We start from the raw sequence: 19,981 nt of genomic DNA, 5'->3' as shown, positions 1-19,981 counted from the left end.
TATGATGTATATAATAATTGATTTAACATATTATGAGTTATTAATATTTATTCTACCTTTTTAATTGACCCATTAGATCTAACATTATAAAAAGATTGGTACATATTAATACAATCAATCATTGATCCATCTCTAAATGACCTGGTTTATCTAAGTTTAGGATAAGTTGTAGGATTTACTTCATGCATAATCTCATAAACTTTTTCAAAAACATCTTCCGTAGAAGGTTTGCTAAAGTAATCTCCATCCGTACCAAAAGCCGGACGGTGTGGTTGTGCACTTAGAGTTTGTGGTTCACTATCAAGATGTTTATATATGTTTTGTTCATCAATTAGTTTATGTAGTATGTAACCTGTAGCACCTCCGGGAACATCTTCATCAATAATTAATACACGATTTGTTTTAGCAATACTCCTAGCAATATCATGTTGTGTATCAAAAGGTATAAGTGATTGTATATCAATTACTTCTGATTTAATACCCACAGATAATAATTCTATTGCAGCCTGCTCTACTATACGTAGTGTAGATCCATAAGAAATAAGTGTAATATCGCTTCCTTCTTTTATGGTTTCTACTACACCTACCGGAGTTCTTATTTCTGATAGGTTTACAGGCATTTTTTCTTTTAGACGATATCCGTTAAGACATTCAACTACAATCGCAGGTTCATCACTATCCAATAATGTATTATAGAACCCAGCTGCTTTTGTCATATTTCTAGGAACCAGAATATGAATTCCTCTTAATAAATGGATCAAACCACCCATCTGTGAACCAGAATGCCAGATACCTTCTAATCGATGTCCTCTTGTTCTTATAATCAGGGGAGCTTTTTGTTTGGCAAAAGTTCTGTATCTTAAGGTAGCTAAATCATCGCTTAACCCTTGTAAGCAATATAAAATATAATCAAGATACTGAATTTCTGCAATAGGTCTTAGACCACGCATTGCTAGTCCAATTCCTTGTCCAATAATTGTAGCTTCTCTAATACCTGTATCAGCAACTCTGATATCTCCAAATTTTTCTTGTAGACCTTCTAGACCTTGATTAACATCACCAATTTTACCACTATCTTCTCCAAAAATTAGGGACTCAGGAATTCTTTTGAATATATGCTCAAAATTATCTCTAAGAATTACACGACCATCTACTATGTCAGCCTGTTGCTCATATTTTGGTAAAACCTCTTTAATATTTGTGACTTTATTTTCAAAATCATTATACAAATGATCACTATATTTTGGTTGTACTTCAGCTATATATTCATTTACCCAATTTTGCAATGCGACTTTTTCTGGATAATTTTCTTTAGTGATATAACGTAGTGATTTTCTGGTTGCTTCAAGTATATCTTTGCGAATAGGTTCTGTTTTGTCTGCCAGAGTTTTAATTAAGGTAGCTATAAAATTTTTATTCTCACTTTTACGTTCTACTTCTTTTAATATGGCAAGTGCTTGTTGTTGCTCTTTCTTAATTTCTGTTATATACTCATTCCATGCGTTATTTTTACCTTGTCTAACTCTTTTCTTAGCAGTTTTTTCTATAGCAAAGAGTTCATCAGAAGTTGCAATATTATGATCAATAATCCATTCTTTAAACTTTTTGTTACAATCGTATTCACGTTCCCAATTAAGTCTTTCCTCAGACTTATATCTTTCGTGTGATCCAGATGTAGAATGTCCCTGAGGCTGTGTGAGCTCTTTTACATGAATTATAACAGGAATATGATGTTCTCTAGCTAATTCATCTGCAGTTTCATAAGCATCAATTAATGCTGGATAATCCCAGCCATTGACAACTATTATTTCATAACCCTTATGATCTTCAGTACGTCTGAAGCCTTCTAGAATTAATGAGATACTTTCTTTTGTGGTATGATCTTTTGCGTGAACAGAAATTCCATATTCATCATCCCAGATACTGATAACCATAGGAACTTGTAGTACTCCACCAGCATTTATAGTTTCCCAGAATAGCCCTTCACTGGTACTGGCATTACCTATTGTACCCCATGCAACTTCATTTCCTTGAATTGAAAAATTAGTGTAATTTTCAACACTTTTTTCATTTCGGTATATTTTAGAAGCTTGCGCTAGTCCAAGTAGTCTAGGCATTTGCCCAGCAGTAGGTGAGATATCAGAGCTTGAGTTTTTTTGCTCAGTTAAGTTTTTCCAAGATCCATCTTCAGTAAGACTATGTGTGGCAAAATGTCCACCCATTTGTCTTCCTGCTGCAAATGGTTCTTTTTCTATATCAGTATGTGCATATAATCCTGCAAAAAATTCTTGTACAGAATATTGATCAATCGCCATCATAAAAGTTTGATCCCGATAATATCCAGATCTAAAATCCCCATTAGAGAAAACTCGGGCCATAGCTAATTGAGGTAATTCTTTTCCACCTCCAAAAATTCCGAATTTAGATTTGCCAGTTAACACTTCTCGCCTTCCCAATAAACTGCACTCTCTACTCAGTAAAGCAATCTCATAATCTCTAAGTATTTGATTCTTATATTCTTCAAATGAGATGTTTGGTGTAATTAGTGTTTCAGACTGCATCTATAGCTATTTTTTGTTGCTCAAATTTAGTTAAAATTAAGGCGATTTCCAAAAGAGAACTCTTAAATTAATTGAAGATAATGTAATTGAAATCAATTTTTATTGTGAAATCTATTTTTTTGAAAGGTATTTTATGAATCGATTAACAATTATTCAAAAATTTCACATTTTATTAAATTACATACAATTTAAATTTTAAAGACTATAAAAACAGCCGTATTCTAAAATTAAGTAAGTATTATTGAAAAATGTAGTTGTAAAGAGTGTAACCTGATAACTTAGGTACGTAGGAAATAGTGATTTAATACCATTCTCTGGTAAAAAGACCAATCAAAGTTTGCGGACTTAATGTAATGATAAACCTTATTTTTTCATTATAATTAGGTTGGTTCATCTCAAAACCATTACTGGACATTACCGGAAAAAATAATTCAAAATAATCAGCAACTAAGCTAAGTCTAATACCACTGTCATAAACAAATTTAGGGGAAACACCTTTGTTTTTGACAAGTCCTACATCTCCGTAAGCATATATCCAGTTCCAAATATTAGTATTGGCATTAAATGTAGTCAGCCATTGATTAGAAAACGGAGTATCTAATTTAGATTTAAAGCCTCCTTCTGCTAGTATAATTTGTTGACTCACAAGTCCTTCGTCCTCACTTCTTCCGAGATAGCTAAAATCAAATAAATAATCTGTTGGTCTATCTAAAGCAAAACTAAAGAAATCTCCATCCTTTTCAGTATTATTATATAAAAAGGCACCTGCAAAAAAGCGAAGATTTATCTGTCTGTTGTTTAAAAATAATTTCCTATAATTAATTGTCGTGGATAGTTTTCCGAAGTTTTTATTCAATTGATAATCTACCAAATAAGAAGTGACATTCTTTAAATTAAAATCAGAATATCGATATCTAGCGTTAAAAACACTATAATCGGGTGTGCTCACTGGATTTTCCAGATCTCTATCTCTAAATACACTAATATTCCTAACAGATAATCGTCTGCTCTCATTAGACCTTAAATCTTCTGGTCTCCATATAAAGTCGATACCTGGAGAAAAACGCCTGAATAATAAATCCGGAGCATAACTAAAGGTACTACCACTAAACGAATATCTCATTTGGAATAGGTCGTAATCAGCAATTTTATGACGATACTGTATAGAAGCAGATCCTATTAGTCTTTTGGATAAGAAACCATAACTAGGAGTAACTTTGTAGCTTAAATTTCTTCTTATAAATGTTTTATTGTAGAACTTAGAACCAATAGTTATTCCATCATACACATTAAATTCAAATTCTGGAATGTAAAAAATCTGAGTTCGGGTGGGATCTTCTATATCTTGTAAGAACCGAAATTGAATAGGTTTATTAAAAAGCCCTTTTAGGTTTTTATAATTATTACGTCTGTTGATTTCTGGTATCAACTGATCGTAATCTAAAACTAGCTTGTCAATTTCATCATTTGGAATCTTTATTTTTTTTGTGCCATTGATATCTTTAATCCACGTTTTAGAAATAAGTGCTTTATTTCGAAATGTAGAAAGAGATATAGGCATATTGTTATTTCCTTTGTTTTTTATCGTAACCTCTAGAGAATCCTTTCGTTTTTTTACAGATTTAAAGGTAAAATCAATATCATCACTAGATTGTACGAATTCATCAAAAAACCAATTAATATCTTTATTAGTTCCATTTTTTAAAATTGTTTCAAACTTTTTAGAATTAGTAAGTTTTAAAACATTTTGATTGTAATAATCTCGAATAGCATCAGCTAGAATATTATCATCTTCCAGATAATCCTCTAAGTATTTAAAACCTATACCAGCTTTATAGGCATTGGCAATATTCTGATTAAATTTAACGAGTTCATCCTGCGGCTGAGTTAAAGGTTGATCCAGAAATAATCGAGCCATATTTTTGTACCCTAAAAAATATTGATCATTAAAATCAATATCTGCTGCATGAAACCAGCGAATCCCTATGATATCACTTAGACTCCCTATGACTTTCATATTTGGGTAATATTTATCAGTATATGCCATCATAAGATGGATATGAATAGCATCTTTAATCCAGGCATCATATCTAGGATTGATGAGCAACGTTTTTTCTAAATAGCTTTCTGTAATACTTTTAAGCTGTTTAATTTCATATTGAAAACCATCTGGAAATGGCCGCACAATATCAGGAAGCTGATTAAGTCCATACACAGGATTACTTTTATAGTCTTGTTCTGAAACTAATATTTTATTAAAAGGGTAGGGGCCCAACCGATCTTTGAGGAAGTTTATAATTCTTAAAGATGCTACATTTTTCATAGCAGGCATTAATTCATTATCTTCTATATTACTAACCAGAGTAAGCCCATTCATTTTAAAATTATAAAAAGAATTTTCTTGTTCCAGATATAAATTTACTTCATTTCTGCTTGCTCCTTCGATTCGTATTATCTTACGTGTTTTATCGGGTGAAGAAAGTTCACTCTGATCAAATTCACTTGTAAGTTCATAGGTTATAGGAAGGGTTAAATTAATTTGATAATCTACTGGGGGAGCATAAAAATCATCTAGATTTTTATGACTATATATTTGCCATTTTTTATCGTAAACTGCGGGTACCAGATACCAATGTTTTAAAATGATATCACCATTTTTATAAAATCCGTATCGTGTAAATTTTTCATCCGGAATTTTTACTTGATATGATAAGTTTATTATGGTTTGGTTTTCTGGATATAAAGGTGTGCTCAACGATATTTTTATAATATCAGCAATGCCTTCATAGCGTTCCCAGAGCATTGACTCGCCTGAGGAAGCTGAAATAGATTGTATAGTAGTACTTCCCAATTCATCATCTTTTGCAAAATGAAATCTTTTTAAAAAATCTTCAGAAAAACGTTCACCTAATGGTGTGGTTTTATCGCTAAAACTATTTGCCCAATCATTTAGTAAGATTTCCTGTAAAGTATCTGAAGAATTATTTATGTAAGTAAGCTCTTGTTTTATAGTGATCGTGTTGTCTTTGGTATTTAATACTGCATCCATAACAGTACTATGCTGTGCATTTATTACACTACATACAAATAGAGAGATAACGATATATGATAATTTATATAAACTCAATTTCTCTTCAAAAAATTAATGGGAATTGTTTCTGCGGTCTGCTTATTTGTAGCTGCATATAATTATATTTGGTTCAAATTTTTAGTTACAATGTATCCGTTACTTTTATATAACTCATAAATTATAACTTACCTTTATTATTGATTACTTCCTTTATGGTATGATAGAAATAAAAACGTAAATAACAATAGTACTACTATTCCATCAAACGAATTAAAATTTTTCTATAAAATTATTACTAACTTTCATTTTTAGTCTTAAAATAAGGCTAAAAAAACAGTTGTTAGTTATACTATTATCTAATATTTATTATGCTTTTACAAAAAACTGAAATATTAAAAATTAGGACTTAGGTTATATTTGCCATAGAATTTATCTAAAATATGAAGTACTTCTTCTGGTGTATCAACAATATGGATTAAATCCAAATCAGTGGCACTGATATTACCAAATTTTTCTAATAAAGTACTTTTTATCCAATCCATTAGTCCGCCCCAGAATTCTGTGCTTACCAGAATAATAGGAAAAACTGCTATTTTTTTTGTTTGGATTAATGTAATTGCTTCGAAAAGTTCGTCCAAGGTTCCAAAACCTCCTGGCATCACTACAAAACCTTGTGAGTATTTTACAAACATGACTTTTCTAACAAAAAAATAATCAAAATCAAGACTCTTATCACTATCTATATATGGATTATCGTGCTGCTCAAATGGTAAATCAATATTAAGCCCTACAGAAGTTCCACCTCCTAAATGAGCCCCTTTATTACCTGCTTCCATGATACCAGGTCCACCTCCTGTAATTACTCCGTATCCATGATCTACAATTTTTTTTGCGACATCTACAGCTAATTCATAATACTTATCATCGGTTTTAGTTCTTGCTGATCCAAAAATGGAAACACATGGTCCTATTTTACTCATTTTTTCGAACCCCATTACGAATTCTCCCATGATTTTAAAAATAGCCCATGAGTCATTTGTTTTTATCTCATTCCATCCTTTATGTCTTTGCTCGTCTCTCATATTTTGTTTTTGTAGCTTACCTTAATTGCAAATTAAATTGAAACCAGAAGGTTCGCCAAGTTGTTATTATTAATTTTTTTAACTATGGATTGTTTTAATGCGTAGTTAACTTAATTCTTTTTTAAGAAATTGGGCTGTATAACTTTTTTTATCTTTTATAATTTGTTCCGGAGTACCTTTTGCAACTACTTTTCCTCCATTTTTGCCACCTTCATACCCGATATCAATTATGTAATCAGCCATTTTTACTACATCCAGATTATGCTCAATAATCAAAACGGTATTTCCTTTATCTACCAATGTATTTAAAACATCCATTAATACTCTGATATCTTCAAAATGTAAACCAGTTGTAGGTTCGTCTAATATATAAAAAGTATTACCAGTATCCCGTTTTGATAATTCTGATGCTAATTTTATTCGTTGTGCTTCTCCACCTGATAGTGTTGTAGATTGTTGTCCTAGTGTGATATAACCAAGTCCTACATCTCTAATCGTTTTTAATTTTCTGTATATCTTTGGAATTTGATCAAAGAAATCACAAGACTCATTAATTGTCATTTGTAATACATCAGAAATAGATTTTCCTTTATATCTAATCTCCAGTGTTTCTCTATTGAATCGTTTTCCCTGACAGGTCTCGCATTCTACATATACGTCTGGTAGAAAATTCATCTCAATTACTCGTAATCCACCCCCTTTACAGGTTTCACATCTTCCTCCGGTAACATTAAAACTAAAACGACCTGGTTTGTATCCCCTGATCATGGCTTCATTAGTTTTAGAAAATAGATTTCTGATTTCAGAAAATACACCCGTATATGTTGCAGGATTAGACCTTGGTGTACGTCCTATAGGTGATTGATTGATGTCAATTACTTTGTCTGCATGTTCCAACCCTTTGATACTTTTGTAAGGCATTGGTTTTCTGACTCCATTAAAATAGTATGCATTGAGAATGGGATAAAGGGTTTCATTAATTAAAGTAGATTTACCACTTCCTGATACTCCGGTAACTGCAATCATTTTGCCCAGCGGAATATCAATAGAAACATTTTTTAGATTATTTCCTTTAGCTCCTTTTAATGAAATAGTTTTTCCATTACCTTTTCTGCGTTTTTTTGGGACAGCTATTTCTTTTTTACCACTTAGGTAATGCGCTGTAAGCGTATCGTGAGTTAATAAATCTGAGGGTGAACCTTCACTAATTATTTCTCCACCATATTTTCCGGCCCGCGGACCAATATCAATGACATGATCCGCTCGCTCGATCATATCCTTATCATGCTCTACTACAATTACAGAATTACCGATATCTCTTAACTGAACCAATGAATTGATTAACTTCTCATTGTCACGTTGATGTAATCCAATACTGGGTTCATCTAGGATATAGAGTACGCCAACTAATTGGGATCCTATTTGTGTTGCTAATCTGATCCGCTGTGCTTCTCCACCAGAGAGTGATTTACTACTTCGATTTAAAGATAAATAGGTAAGACCAACATCAATTAAAAATTGTAGCCGTGCATTTATTTCTTTTAGAATTTCTTCTGAAATTTTTAATTGTTTTTTATTGAGTTGCTTTGGTAGTTTTTTAAACCAATCCGCCAACTCAATGATATCCATATTAGCTAAATCAGCTATATTTTTTTCACCAACTTTAAAGTATAAAGATTCCTTTCGTAATCTGGATCCAAGGCATTGTGGACATTTTACATTATCCATAAATTCTTTTGCCCATCTCTTTAATGAAGTAGAATCGGTATTAAAATAGGTGTTTTCAATAAATGTAGCGACTCCTTCGAATTCTATTTTATATTCTCTGCTAACTCCTAGTGATTTACTATTTACAGTAAATTTATCTTTTCCTCCGTGAAGAATGATTTCCATCGCTTCTTTAGGGATTTTTTTGATAGGATCCGTCAACTTAAAATTATATCGCTGAGCAATTAATTCTAATTGTTTAAATATCCAATTATTTTTTTGGGGTCCTTGTGGTGCTAATCCACCTGATTTTATAGATTTAGTATCATCAGGAATAATTTTAGTAAGATTCACTTCATATAGATTCCCTATACCATTACATTTAGGACACGCACCTTTTGGTGAGTTAAAAGAAAAGTTGTTTGGCTCTGGATTAGGGTATGAAATTCCGCTGGATGGACACATCAGATTTCTACTAAAAAAACGCACCTCCTGTGATTCTTGTTCAATTACCATTAATACATCATCTCCATGATACATTGCTGTATTAATAGTTTCCATCAATCGTTTAGAGTTATCGGTAGAGCTGCTAACGGCAATTCTGTCAATGACAATTTCGATATCATGCATTTTATAACGATCCAGTTTCATTCCCTTAACCAGATCTTTGATTTCACCATCTGTACGTACTTTTACAAATCCTTGTTTAGCGATTTGTTCAAAAAGTTCGCGATAATGACCTTTTCTGGATCTGATTACAGGAGCAAGAATACTAATTTTTTTTCCTTCATAATCCTTTAAGATCAGATCTTTGATTTGCTCATCACTGTAGCTTACCATTTTCTCTCCACTATTGTAGCTATATGCATCACTACCACGGGCAAATAAAAGTCTTAAAAAATCATATATTTCTGTAATAGTGCCTACAGTACTTCTAGGACTTTTACTCGTTGTTTTTTGTTCAATGGCGATTACAGGAGATAATCCATCAATCTTATCTACATCCGGACGTTCTAAGCTTCCCAGAAATTGACGAGCGTAAGCAGAAAATGTTTCGATATACCTGCGCTGTCCTTCTGCATATATAGTATCAAAGGCTAAAGATGATTTGCCCGATCCGGATAAACCAGTAATAACTACCAGTTTCTCACGAGGTATTGTTACATCAATATTTTTAAGGTTATGAACTCTGGCTCCTAAAACCTCAATATTTCCTTCTGATTTTGTCATAAATTTTTAACAAGGTTGCAAAGGTAGACAATTGTAACGTTTTAGTAAAATGCACTTTGCTTTTACATTTGTTAAATGAGTGTTATTTTTACTTATGTAATGAATGTCTTAAAAGTTCTGATTTTTTAAAGAGTTTCAAATTTTGAAATAGATACTGTTTTTGACAATTACTGCATTAGTATATCCGGTACCTATCATTATTTATTTTTCGTCATCTTTTCTAATTTTAGTTCGTTTTTTACTTTTCTTTTCTTGTAGGTGTTTGACAAATTTTCACTAAAAAAATGTTCTGTTATCCAATTATGGACATCTGAATATTTTTAAATACGAGCAGGTTTGATTGATTTTGTTAAATAATTTTATATTTGAATATAAAAAGATAACACATGATATTAGGCATAGGTTCCAGAATAAATCACCCTGAGTACGGGGTAGGTGTTGTTACGAATGTAACATCAAAAATGTATTGGGTAACTTTTGTAGATAATGGTTTAGAAACCATTGATGTAGATTCAGAATTTGAAGTTATTGATGGAGTAGCCAATGAAGTGGATACTGTGAGTTTTTATGAAGTAGAAAAAACCATGCGTGAGTTATTAAAACGCTACAGTGATATCTCAGAAATAGTTCCTATTGCCGATAAGTGGAAACAAGGAACTTTGATATTGCAACCTGCGGATGCTAATTTATCTTCAAAAGAAATTCCTATCGATACTTTTTTTCATAAAATAGTGATGGTACGAGATCGTATTAGAGTGATGGAACAGAAAATTAATAGTTCTGATCTGGATGATCAGAATAAAGTAGATTTACAGCAGTATATCTCGCGAATATATGGTAGTCTAACTACGTTTAATGTGCTTTTTAGTAATAAGTCTCAACATTTTGTAGGGAGTAGTAAAAAATAAATGACTCAATATCCTTTGATTAAAAAAATAGGATTGGTCGCAGGACCTGTGTTATTTTTAGTACTGATTAATTTGCCATGTACCATGATTTCTGAAGTAGCGGATCGTGTGATTTCTATTGCGACATGGATGATCATTTGGTGGGTGACAGAAGCTGTTTCTATAACTGTTACCGCATTGATTCCGTTGATTTTATTTCCTTTAGTGGGTGTATTAGATCTTAAGACAGTTTCTCAGAGTTATGGGAGCCCTATAGTATTTTTGTTTTTTGGCGGGTTTGTTATGGCATTGGCATTAGAGAAAGTCAATTTGCATAAGCGAATAGCATTAACCATCATCAAAATTACGGGTTCTAGTCCGGATCGGATTATTTTAGGGTTTATGATAGCCACTGCATTTATGAGTATGTGGATTAGTAATACAGCCTGTACGGTAGTCATGCTGCCTATTGCACTTTCAGTAATTCAATTATTGATTGATGATAAAGATGGGTTTACTAAAAATGATCGCAATTTTGCATTGAGTATTATGTTAGGAATCGCTTTTGCAGCAAATGTAGGAGGGTTGGCTACCATTATAGGAACACCACCTAATACTGTATTAGTAGGGTTTTTAGAAAATGAATATCAGATAGAAATTTCTTTTTTGAATTGGATGTTACTAGCATTTCCGTTTTCTATAGTGATGGTGGGTATTGTTTATTTTGTCGTAGTAAAATGGATATATCCTAATAGGATAACAAATTTTTCTGAATCTAATGGAATTATCGATAAAGAACTTAAAAAACTTGGACCTATAAAACGTACTGAACGAAGAGTACTCTTAATTTTTAGTCTTGTGATATTTTTGTGGATTACAAGGACAACAATTACTGGTTTTTTTCCGAGTTTTTATCTCACTGATACCGGAATTAGTATGATGGGAGCTTTTGCTCTCTTTGTAATTCCTTTTCATTTTAATAAAGGAGAATTTACCTTAACGTGGAGTGATACTCAGAAATTACCCTGGGGGATCTTGATTCTTTTTGGAGGTGGACTAGCATTAGCTGCTGGATTAAAACATGCAGGACTTATTGAACTTATTGCAAATGGGATTGCCACCTATCAGGGATTAAGTGTACTGGTTATTGCATCTTTGCTTATTATGGTTATGCTGTTTATGACAGAATTAATGAGTAATGTAGCCTTGGTCACTATTTTTGTGCCTGTAGTAGCTGGAATCGCTCTTGGACTCGATGTGCCATTATTGCATATGCTGATTCCGGTAACGATGGCTGCCAGTTGTGCGTTTATGCTACCGATGGCAACTCCACCTAATGCAATTGTATTTGCTAGCGGACATGTAAAAGTCTCCGAAATGGTCAAAGTAGGATTGATCCTCAATATTATTTCTGTAATTTTATTGATTTTACTTTTTGAGTTTTATGTACCACTGTTATTTTAGACTAATGATATGGTTTCTGGAAAAAGTTAGGTGTCATCAGATCTAAAATTGAGGAATGTTATTACTATCACTTAAATTTTAAACACTTTCCCTAGATAAAAGGGCGCTTTGCCTAGTTTTTATTTTCATACAACGATAGAATTGTAGTTCTTTATGTTGAAAATAAATGATCAATTAATTATCTGTGTGCACTATGCAAAATATACTTAGAAACATCCCAATATTGTTTTTCATTTTTATGCATTCAATATCAATACTAGGTCAAGCGGCATTGATTAAAATGGAAGAAGATGAAGGGATTTCGATAAAGGAAATTAGTATCGAAGCTAAGATTATAGGAGATATTGGAATAACAACCTATACCATAGAGGTTTTTAATAATCTTGATATGCAATTATCAGGAGAGTTACAATTTCCTTTATCAGATCATCAAACAATTATCGGGTACTCATTGGATATAGATGGAACATTAAGAAAAGCAGTAGGTGTAGATAAAACGAAAGGACAAACGGCGTATGAAGAAATTGTAAGTAGGGGAATTGATCCTGGGTTACTAGAAAAAACAGAGGGGAATAATTTTAAAACGCGCATTTATCCGATACCGGCAAAGGGTAGTAGGATTATTGCGTTAGAAATACTGGATACTTTTGTGTGGAATCAAGGAGGTTTTGAGTTTACTGCAATGTTAGATTTTAAGGAAAAAATTGATAAAAAAAGTGTTCATATTGATTTTATAGGTTTCTCAGAAAATTTGAGATTAGAAAATATATCATCTTTTGAGTTAAAAAAAGAAAAAGGAGTTATTTCCTTAATGTCAGATAGCACAAAGAATATTGCAATTACAATCGTTCCTGAAAGAAAACACTTTGGTTTTTATCAACAATACCAAGATGAATATTTCTATTATACCAGTGTCGCTACTCCTGTTTCTGATAAGGTGATGGTGATTCCTCAAAGTATAAATATTCTCTGGGATTGCTCCAGATCAAGAAAAGGATTAGTAACAAAAGAAATAGAATTCATAAAAGCTCTTGCTAAAAAAGTTAAAACCTTTGATATTAATATCATTCTTTTTAATTCATCTGTCGTTGAAGAAAAAAATATCAAAATCCGAAATGGTAAAACAAAAAAACTTGAAAAATTTCTTACCAATATAAAATATGACGGTGCAACCCAGTATGGTTGTATAAATCAATTACCCAATGCAGATATCAATATTCTATGCAGTGATGGTCTAAGTAACTTTGGAAATGATCATTTTATAAATACGGATATACCAACGTTTACGATCGCTTCACAAACTACAATAAACCCATCAAAATTACAATCGGTTGCCAGAGATAATGCAGGGGTTTATATTCATCTGGAAAATCAATCGATATCTTCTTCTGTAGCATTAATGTTATACCCGTCTAATGTTTTTTCTGGATATCTAGAGGAATCAATAAAAGAACAGTATCCAAGGATAAACGCAAAAGTAGTAAGTACACAGTTTAGATCTATTGCCAGAGGTGATAAATCTGAGGTTATATCTCCGAAATTCAGAGTTAATACAAGTGCTGAACACGTAGTTATTCCTATTGCGATAGCAAAAGAAGTAATAGACCTAAAACGTATGTTTGTAATACAAAAGGTACAGGAGTTGAGCTTGTATCCTACTAAACACAAAGAACAATTACTTTTGCTGGGATTAAAATATCATCTAATTACTGATTACACATCACTTATTGTTTTAGAAACATTAGAAGATTACATTGATAATGAAATTTTGCCACCTATTACAGAATGGCAACAATTATATCTAGATAATCTGCAATTGGCCAAAATGAATAAAGAATTAAAAGTGTTAGATACTAAAAGAGATCAGGTAGATGAACTAGAAGATTTACTAACTTGGCAATTCCCAGAAAAAGCGAAGGAAATAGAAGCTAATTTTAAAAAAATTGATAATGATTTGGAACATGATGAAGATAAACTGGAAGCTAAATACGACACATTAGAGCATGATCTGGATGCCATTCAATCCTTAAACTTGCCAGAGCAATCCCAGCCCATAATTGATGAGCCTTCTAAAGAATCAGGAAATATGAATGCTAAGGTGACTGCAACAGCAACACTGCGAGACGGAATTTTTTTAGTGACAGGAACTATTGCTACTAAAGCTGATAATATGGGATTACCAGGAGTCAATATTATCATAAAAGGAACGGCTGAGGGCACTACTACAGATTTTGATGGAAATTTTTCTATAGAAGTACCACTTCATAGCATACTAGTGTATCAATACATTGGATACCAAACTTTAGAAAAAGAAGTAGTAGATGGGGCTCATACTGAAGATTTCTTTGGAGATCAAGCACAATTAGACGAGATAGTGGTGGTAGGTTATGGGTATGCCAATGTTCAGAAATACAAGAATCCAGATGATTTTCTTAAGAATGCTCCTGATGTGGATAATTATCAGGTTTTTAGATATGGAAAAGAGTTATTTATAAAGAAGAAAGAAAATCATGTAGTTCTGGGAGCGAATCCATTGGTTTTTGAGGATTATGAAGAATATGATTTTAGTAATATAGAGTGGGAGTATGGAGTAGATGAATTGGAGTATTTAGATTGGGAAGATGTCTTTTCATTAGAAATAATACCTCCATTGGTAGCAACTGGATTAGTGGGGGATCTAGGAAGAGACGGGATTATTTTTGTGTATACAAAAGACTATGTAGCCGATGATATGATTAAGATTCCTATTGAAATTAATAAGTACATTGATCATCGTTTATCTAAAAAAGTATGGACTGATATGCCTGCTTCTTTAGAGAAAATTCAAAAATATGCACCAGAGAAACGTTATGAAAAATATATGGAAATAACAGAAAAAGAAAAGCAAGCTGTAGGTTTCTATATAATAGCTGGTAGTTTATTCGCAGAAGATGATCCGGCAACGGCTTCAAAAATCTGGTCAAATATTGCAGAAATACAATTGGATAATCAAGAAAATATAAGAACGCTCGCATATCAATTACGTTCTATAGGTCGATATAAAGAAGCGATACCGTTTTTTGAGAAGATTCTAGAGCTAAGACCAGATCAACCTATAGCATATAGAGATCTTGCAGTTACCTATTCATTAGATAAAAAATACCTGAAAGCCATAGCAATTTTAGAAAATGCGTTAGATGGAGATTGGATAGAACGTAATGCGGATCCTTATGATTATGTAGAAGTATTGAATACACTGTACAATGATTATAATAACATTTTAAAAAAGAAATCAGATAAAGTGGTTAATGAGTATACTATATCTGCGGATCTTAGAGTGGTATTAACCTGGACATCAAATGATACAGATATTGATTTACATCTGATTACTCCCTCTGGTGATGATTTTTATTATAGTAATGATGAATCCGATACAATTCGATATAATACAGATATTACTGATGGTTTTGGGCCAGAAGAAATTCTTGTGAAAACTGCAGATAAAGGAACTTATACGGTTTTGGTCGATTTTTATGCAGATAGAGAGCAGACTATACATGGTCCTGTGGGATTAACCATTGAGATGTATAAATATTTTGGAACAGAAAAAGAAGAACGTACTGAAAAAGTATTAACGCTGACTAAAGAAGCTGATAATGTATTAGGGGCGACGATTAAGTTTTAAAATCATTCAGATAAGTATTATTACAAAGTACAAATAGTTATAGACAGAGCCAATAATTTCTTTACGTCATTTAATAGCTTCAGTATATCAATTATTTTAGGGATTTAATGAATTCGTAAAAGTATTCTGTTTGTAATGTAAATGATCAAGTAGGCTAACTATAAACTTAGCTGGTAAGAAAATTTTCCATAAAAGGCTATCCATCAAATTTATTTTAGCCGTAATCAAGCTTATTGTTGCAATGATTATTACAGGAGAAAAAAAAGAAATAAAATTTTTATCTGGATTTTTCAATAAAATAAGTAGGATTAAATTACTGATACAAAAAACAGGAAAATAAATCAATCCTCCGATCATCAATAATATAAAAACTTTCCAGATGGTATCATCAATATTGCTATGTATAAGCGTATATACAAATCACATACTATTAATGATATAAATAAACTAAAATTAGGGTTACTGTTTATAATTTCCCTATGTTTATCTTAGAGACTATAATCTTATGCTAAACCATTTATAATAATTACTACTTTTTTCTAATCATTCCAGGCTCTAAGATTAGAAATTGGAATATTTATACCCAATAATTTATGATCTTGTGCAAGATATACACCACTTTCAGCTGTAATCCAATTATTCCAAGTAGCTTCGATACCACCAATAGGTATAATAGAAACCCACATCTGATAACTCGTAGGAATATAGTTTTCATCTACTTTCCATAAATAAGAATCTCCTGGAGTGGTACCGCCTGAGGCATAAGAGATTAATAATCCTTTAGAGCCATCTTCCAGATTTACAATTTTACGTTTAACACCCTGATCAAATAATTTATGAGGAGCCACGACCCAAAATGAATCATTATTAAAATTAGCGAATGCTTTGGCTATAATATCTTCCTTTTCCTGAGCTGTAAGCAATATGTCATTTTTGTAAGCAATACTATTATCAGGCGACTGTAGATCCAAAGTTACTTTATAATCTTCCCATTTTACTGTAACTTTGCCTGACTTTTTCTCCCATAGATAGTGATTCTTATTTCTAAACGTCCATTGAATATAATTGGTGTTCACATATTTATCATGTTTAAGAGCTTTTTGAATGTTGAGTGCTAAATTATCCGCCTCTATTCCAGCAAGACCTTCCGGTAGTTTTTCATTTAATGTAAAATAGAGTATTGCAACTCCGATACATAAAAATGCAAATAGACTGCCAAAGAATATTTTGAGGAATTTAAAAAGTCGCTTTTTCAAGATAAAGTTTATTTTGATTTATGACCAAAGATATAAAAGTTGACTGATATACCTTTATTTAAAATAGGGAATTAGTAACCAGAGGAACACTTATAATAACAAGTGATCTGGGATCATACAAGTGTTTAAGGAATGACTTTAGATAACTATAATTTAATGTTTTAATATGTTAATTACCATATGTTTATTTTTAAAACGTTAAAATTATGTATATGTAAATATTATTCAAAAAATTATGTATATTTGATAATGTTAATTGGTTGACCAATTTAATTTATTAAAAACACATTCTCATGAAAAAGCTCAAAAATTACTCAATGTTATGCACAGCGATACTCTCGCTATTTATTCTAATTACTAGTTGCTCAAATGAAGAAGTTGACGAAATTATTTCTGATGAATCATTGGTAGATTCTAAAGATGACTTAGAATTAGACGATGACCCAGAATTAAAGGCAGCTTGGAAAGTATTTGAAATTTCTGATTTCTATATTGAAACAAGTTGGTTATCCGGAGAAAATAGTAGGTCTACAAGTTCTTTTAGTTCTACTAGTATAGATAATGAAAGTTGGTATGATAAAGATTCTAATGGATATTATACAATGAAGAGTTTAAAAACTGATGGTAACCGAAGCGAATGGAAAGAAAAGAATCAGTCAAGTCTATATAGTGGAAAAAAAATGACTTATCTGGCAAAAGTAGAATCCATACCAGAAAACGGAGTCACAATAGCACAAGTCCATAATAGAGGAAATGGTGTTAACAGACCTTGGTTAAGGGTGTACATTGATGATGATCGTAAAATAAAAATAAAAGTAACTACAAATAATCCATCTAATAGTTCAGGAACCTACAAAACATTTACCGGTGGAACATATTCTCAAGGTAGTAACTATATTCTGTCAATTACGTATTTAGGAAACAAAGCAACGGTAAAAGTAAAAAAGACAAATGGTACAGTATTAATAGAAGAAACAATTACACCAACTAGTTCATGGAATAATTACTCAAATACGTACTATTTTAAAGCTGGAGTTTATACAGAAGGAGATGATAAACAACCAAAAATTACGTTTAGATACTTTTATTTTGATGATTAATTGCTAGTATCATAGTCATAGATTAGTTCTTTAATTGTTTATATTGAATTAAATATAATGTAAAGCCTGTAAATTACCGTTTACAGGCTTTTCTATTACTTAGTAACGATATAAGTACTAAATTTTAGTATTATTTTTTCTATATTATATGCCAGTCAGGTATAATTAGAGTTTTTGCTAATTTAAAGAATGCGCGTACCTTGATGAAGTAATGTAATATAAAAACTATCATTAAATAGATACTAAAAATAATCAAAATCTATATGAAGTTTATAGTAACTTGTTTTTTGTGTTTTCTGTTTTTAGGATGCAAAAAAGAAATTAAAAAGTCTGAATTTCAAATGACGGAAACCGAAATATATTCTTTAATGAATCATTATTTTATTAAAGAATTAAAAAGAAAAGATTCTCTTTTATTATTCAGTAATCGACAGTTGATAAGTCCGGATGAAAATTTGATTGCTATACATAATGATCTTGAAATACCTTTAACAAGGCAAAACACCTATGCATATTTTCCTGTGTACACTAAAAATAATTGGGATATGTCAAAATTACATGGCGTAAGAGCGATATATCCAGATGAATATATGACTTATTTTGAAGATGATAACAGACATGATTCTACTAAAAAATGGGATAGTATCTATGATTCACATTATATTCATAATGTATCAAAGCCAATCTATAATCCAGCCAATAAAAAAGTAGTTATAAAAGACTTTCCTTACAAGCCCACATTACCGGGTTGTATAGTGGGCGAACAATATGAATTATATTATTATCAAAAAACAGAGAATAATGTCTGGAAAAGAATAGAAAACTAGGGGTATATTCTTCTACTTATGAAATGAGTTAGTATGAACTTTTATTTATAATGAAGCATAATAAGCAAAGGATTCTAAAATCATTTTATCAGAAACCTTACAATTATATTTGGCATCACCAATAGTATTGAGTAACACAAAATAGATATTTCCTTTTTCATTTTTTTTATCGTGGATTAATAGTTTAATAATTTCCTGATGATCCTTAGGATCAATATTTAGTTTAGGAAATGTGGCTAAAATTATGGTACTCATCTGTGTAAGTTCTGTTTCTGTAACAGATAATAATTCTTTAGATAAAAATCCTTCCATAATCATACCAATGGCAATGGCTTCTCCATGTAAAAGTGTTGGTTTTTCAGGGTGGGTAAGGTAGAAGGATTCTATAGCATGCCCCAGGGTATGTCCAAAATTAAGAAACTTTCTTATATTTTGTTCTGTTGGATCTTCAGTAACAATTTTGTTTTTTATAACTACAGAATCATAAATTAACTGATCCAGATCATCTACTGTTAATTTAGAGAGATCACTCATTTTTTCCCAATAGTTTCTATCCTGTATCAATCCATGCTTTAGCATTTCTGCAAAACCACTACACATTTGGTTCACGGGTAGTGTTCCCAGATATTCTGTGTCTACCAATACCATTTCGGATTCACTAATAACACCTACCATATTTTTTAGATTGCCCAAATCTACACCTGTTTTACCACCTACAGATGCATCAACCATTGCTAACAGAGATGTTGGAATATTGATATAGTTAATCCCTCTTTTATAAGTACAAGCTATAAAACCACCAAGATCTGTAATAACGCCACCACCAAGATTGATCATCAGACTTTTTCTGTCTGCTCCATACTCAGAAAGCACTGTCCATATACTGGTACAGGTTTCAATATTTTTGTTAATCTCACCTGGCTCGATTTCGATTACTTCAATATCATACGTTCCTAGTATTTGACTCATGAATCTCGCATAACAATGCTCATAGGTATTACTGTCAACCAGAATAAAAAGCTTAGAATGATTGGATTTTTCCAGATAAGCATTCAATGCCGTATAACAGTCATCATTAAAATATACAATAGAATCTTTAGAAACTATAGGCTTCATAAAAGGTAGTTTAGTAG

At 31.6% G+C, this 19,981-nt stretch carries 11 protein-coding genes; 5 read left to right on the top strand and 6 right to left on the bottom strand.

The window, feature by feature from the left end:
- Positions 1-146: 146 nt before the first annotated feature.
- The 4 genes from ABD816_RS07340 to uvrA form a co-directional block, all read right to left on the bottom strand.
- On the bottom strand, positions 147-2,561 hold the full coding sequence (locus tag ABD816_RS07340; protein ID WP_344926033.1) for an alpha-ketoacid dehydrogenase subunit alpha/beta: 2,415 nt from the start codon (positions 2,559-2,561) through the stop codon (positions 147-149).
- A gap of 301 nt (positions 2,562-2,862) precedes the next feature.
- A complete protein-coding gene (locus ABD816_RS07335) occupies positions 2,863-5,610 on the bottom strand; it encodes a gluzincin family metallopeptidase (protein WP_344926032.1) in 2,748 nt (915 codons plus the stop codon).
- Positions 5,611-6,023: 413 nt separating this feature from the next.
- Complete coding sequence (locus tag ABD816_RS07330; protein ID WP_344926029.1) at positions 6,024-6,713, bottom strand: LOG family protein; 690 nt, start codon at positions 6,711-6,713, stop codon at positions 6,024-6,026.
- A 105-nt stretch (positions 6,714-6,818) separates the two neighbouring features.
- Positions 6,819-9,650 (bottom strand): excinuclease ABC subunit UvrA, encoded by a 2,832-nt coding sequence (gene uvrA, locus ABD816_RS07325; RefSeq protein ID WP_344926028.1) that lies wholly within the window; start codon positions 9,648-9,650, stop codon positions 6,819-6,821.
- 386 nt (positions 9,651-10,036) lie between these two features.
- Between uvrA and ABD816_RS07320 the strand changes: the two genes are divergently transcribed.
- The 3 genes from ABD816_RS07320 (at position 10,037) to ABD816_RS07310 (ending at position 15,665) form a co-directional block, all read left to right on the top strand.
- Positions 10,037-10,558 carry a hypothetical protein gene (locus ABD816_RS07320; RefSeq protein WP_344926027.1) on the top strand — a complete coding sequence of 174 codons (522 nt, stop codon included), beginning with the start codon at positions 10,037-10,039 and terminating at the stop codon, positions 10,556-10,558.
- A complete protein-coding gene (locus ABD816_RS07315; RefSeq protein WP_344926024.1) occupies positions 10,559-12,001 on the top strand; it encodes an SLC13 family permease in 1,443 nt (480 codons plus the stop codon).
- A gap of 238 nt (positions 12,002-12,239) precedes the next feature.
- On the top strand, positions 12,240-15,665 hold the full coding sequence (locus ABD816_RS07310; RefSeq protein WP_344926022.1) for a VIT domain-containing protein: 3,426 nt from the start codon (positions 12,240-12,242) through the stop codon (positions 15,663-15,665).
- Between the two features lie 539 nt (positions 15,666-16,204).
- On the opposite strand, the gene ABD816_RS07305 is transcribed toward ABD816_RS07310, so the two are convergent.
- Positions 16,205-16,921, bottom strand: coding sequence for a hypothetical protein (locus ABD816_RS07305; protein WP_344926021.1), 717 nt, complete (start codon positions 16,919-16,921; stop codon positions 16,205-16,207).
- 293 nt (positions 16,922-17,214) lie between these two features.
- Between ABD816_RS07305 and ABD816_RS07300 the strand changes: the two genes are divergently transcribed.
- Both ABD816_RS07300 and ABD816_RS07295 read left to right on the top strand, forming a co-directional pair.
- Positions 17,215-18,021 (top strand): polysaccharide lyase family 7 protein, encoded by an 807-nt coding sequence (locus tag ABD816_RS07300; protein ID WP_344926020.1) that lies wholly within the window; start codon positions 17,215-17,217, stop codon positions 18,019-18,021.
- A 341-nt stretch (positions 18,022-18,362) separates the two neighbouring features.
- The gene (locus tag ABD816_RS07295) at positions 18,363-18,848 is read left to right on the top strand and encodes a hypothetical protein (protein WP_344926017.1); all 486 of its coding nucleotides are present in this window, start codon (positions 18,363-18,365) and stop codon (positions 18,846-18,848) included.
- A 45-nt stretch (positions 18,849-18,893) separates the two neighbouring features.
- Here the strand turns inward: ABD816_RS07295 and aroB are convergent, their stop codons facing one another.
- On the bottom strand, positions 18,894-19,964 hold the full coding sequence (aroB, locus tag ABD816_RS07290) for a 3-dehydroquinate synthase (RefSeq protein ID WP_344926015.1): 1,071 nt from the start codon (positions 19,962-19,964) through the stop codon (positions 18,894-18,896).
- Positions 19,965-19,981: the final 17 nt, after the last annotated feature.

The organism is Aquimarina addita, from assembly GCF_039539305.1.
In the GTDB taxonomy this organism is placed as follows: Bacteria; Bacteroidota; Bacteroidia; order Flavobacteriales; family Flavobacteriaceae; genus Aquimarina; species Aquimarina addita.
Note: the sequence above shows the minus strand (reverse complement) of the source record. Positions and strands in the feature narration are given on the sequence as shown.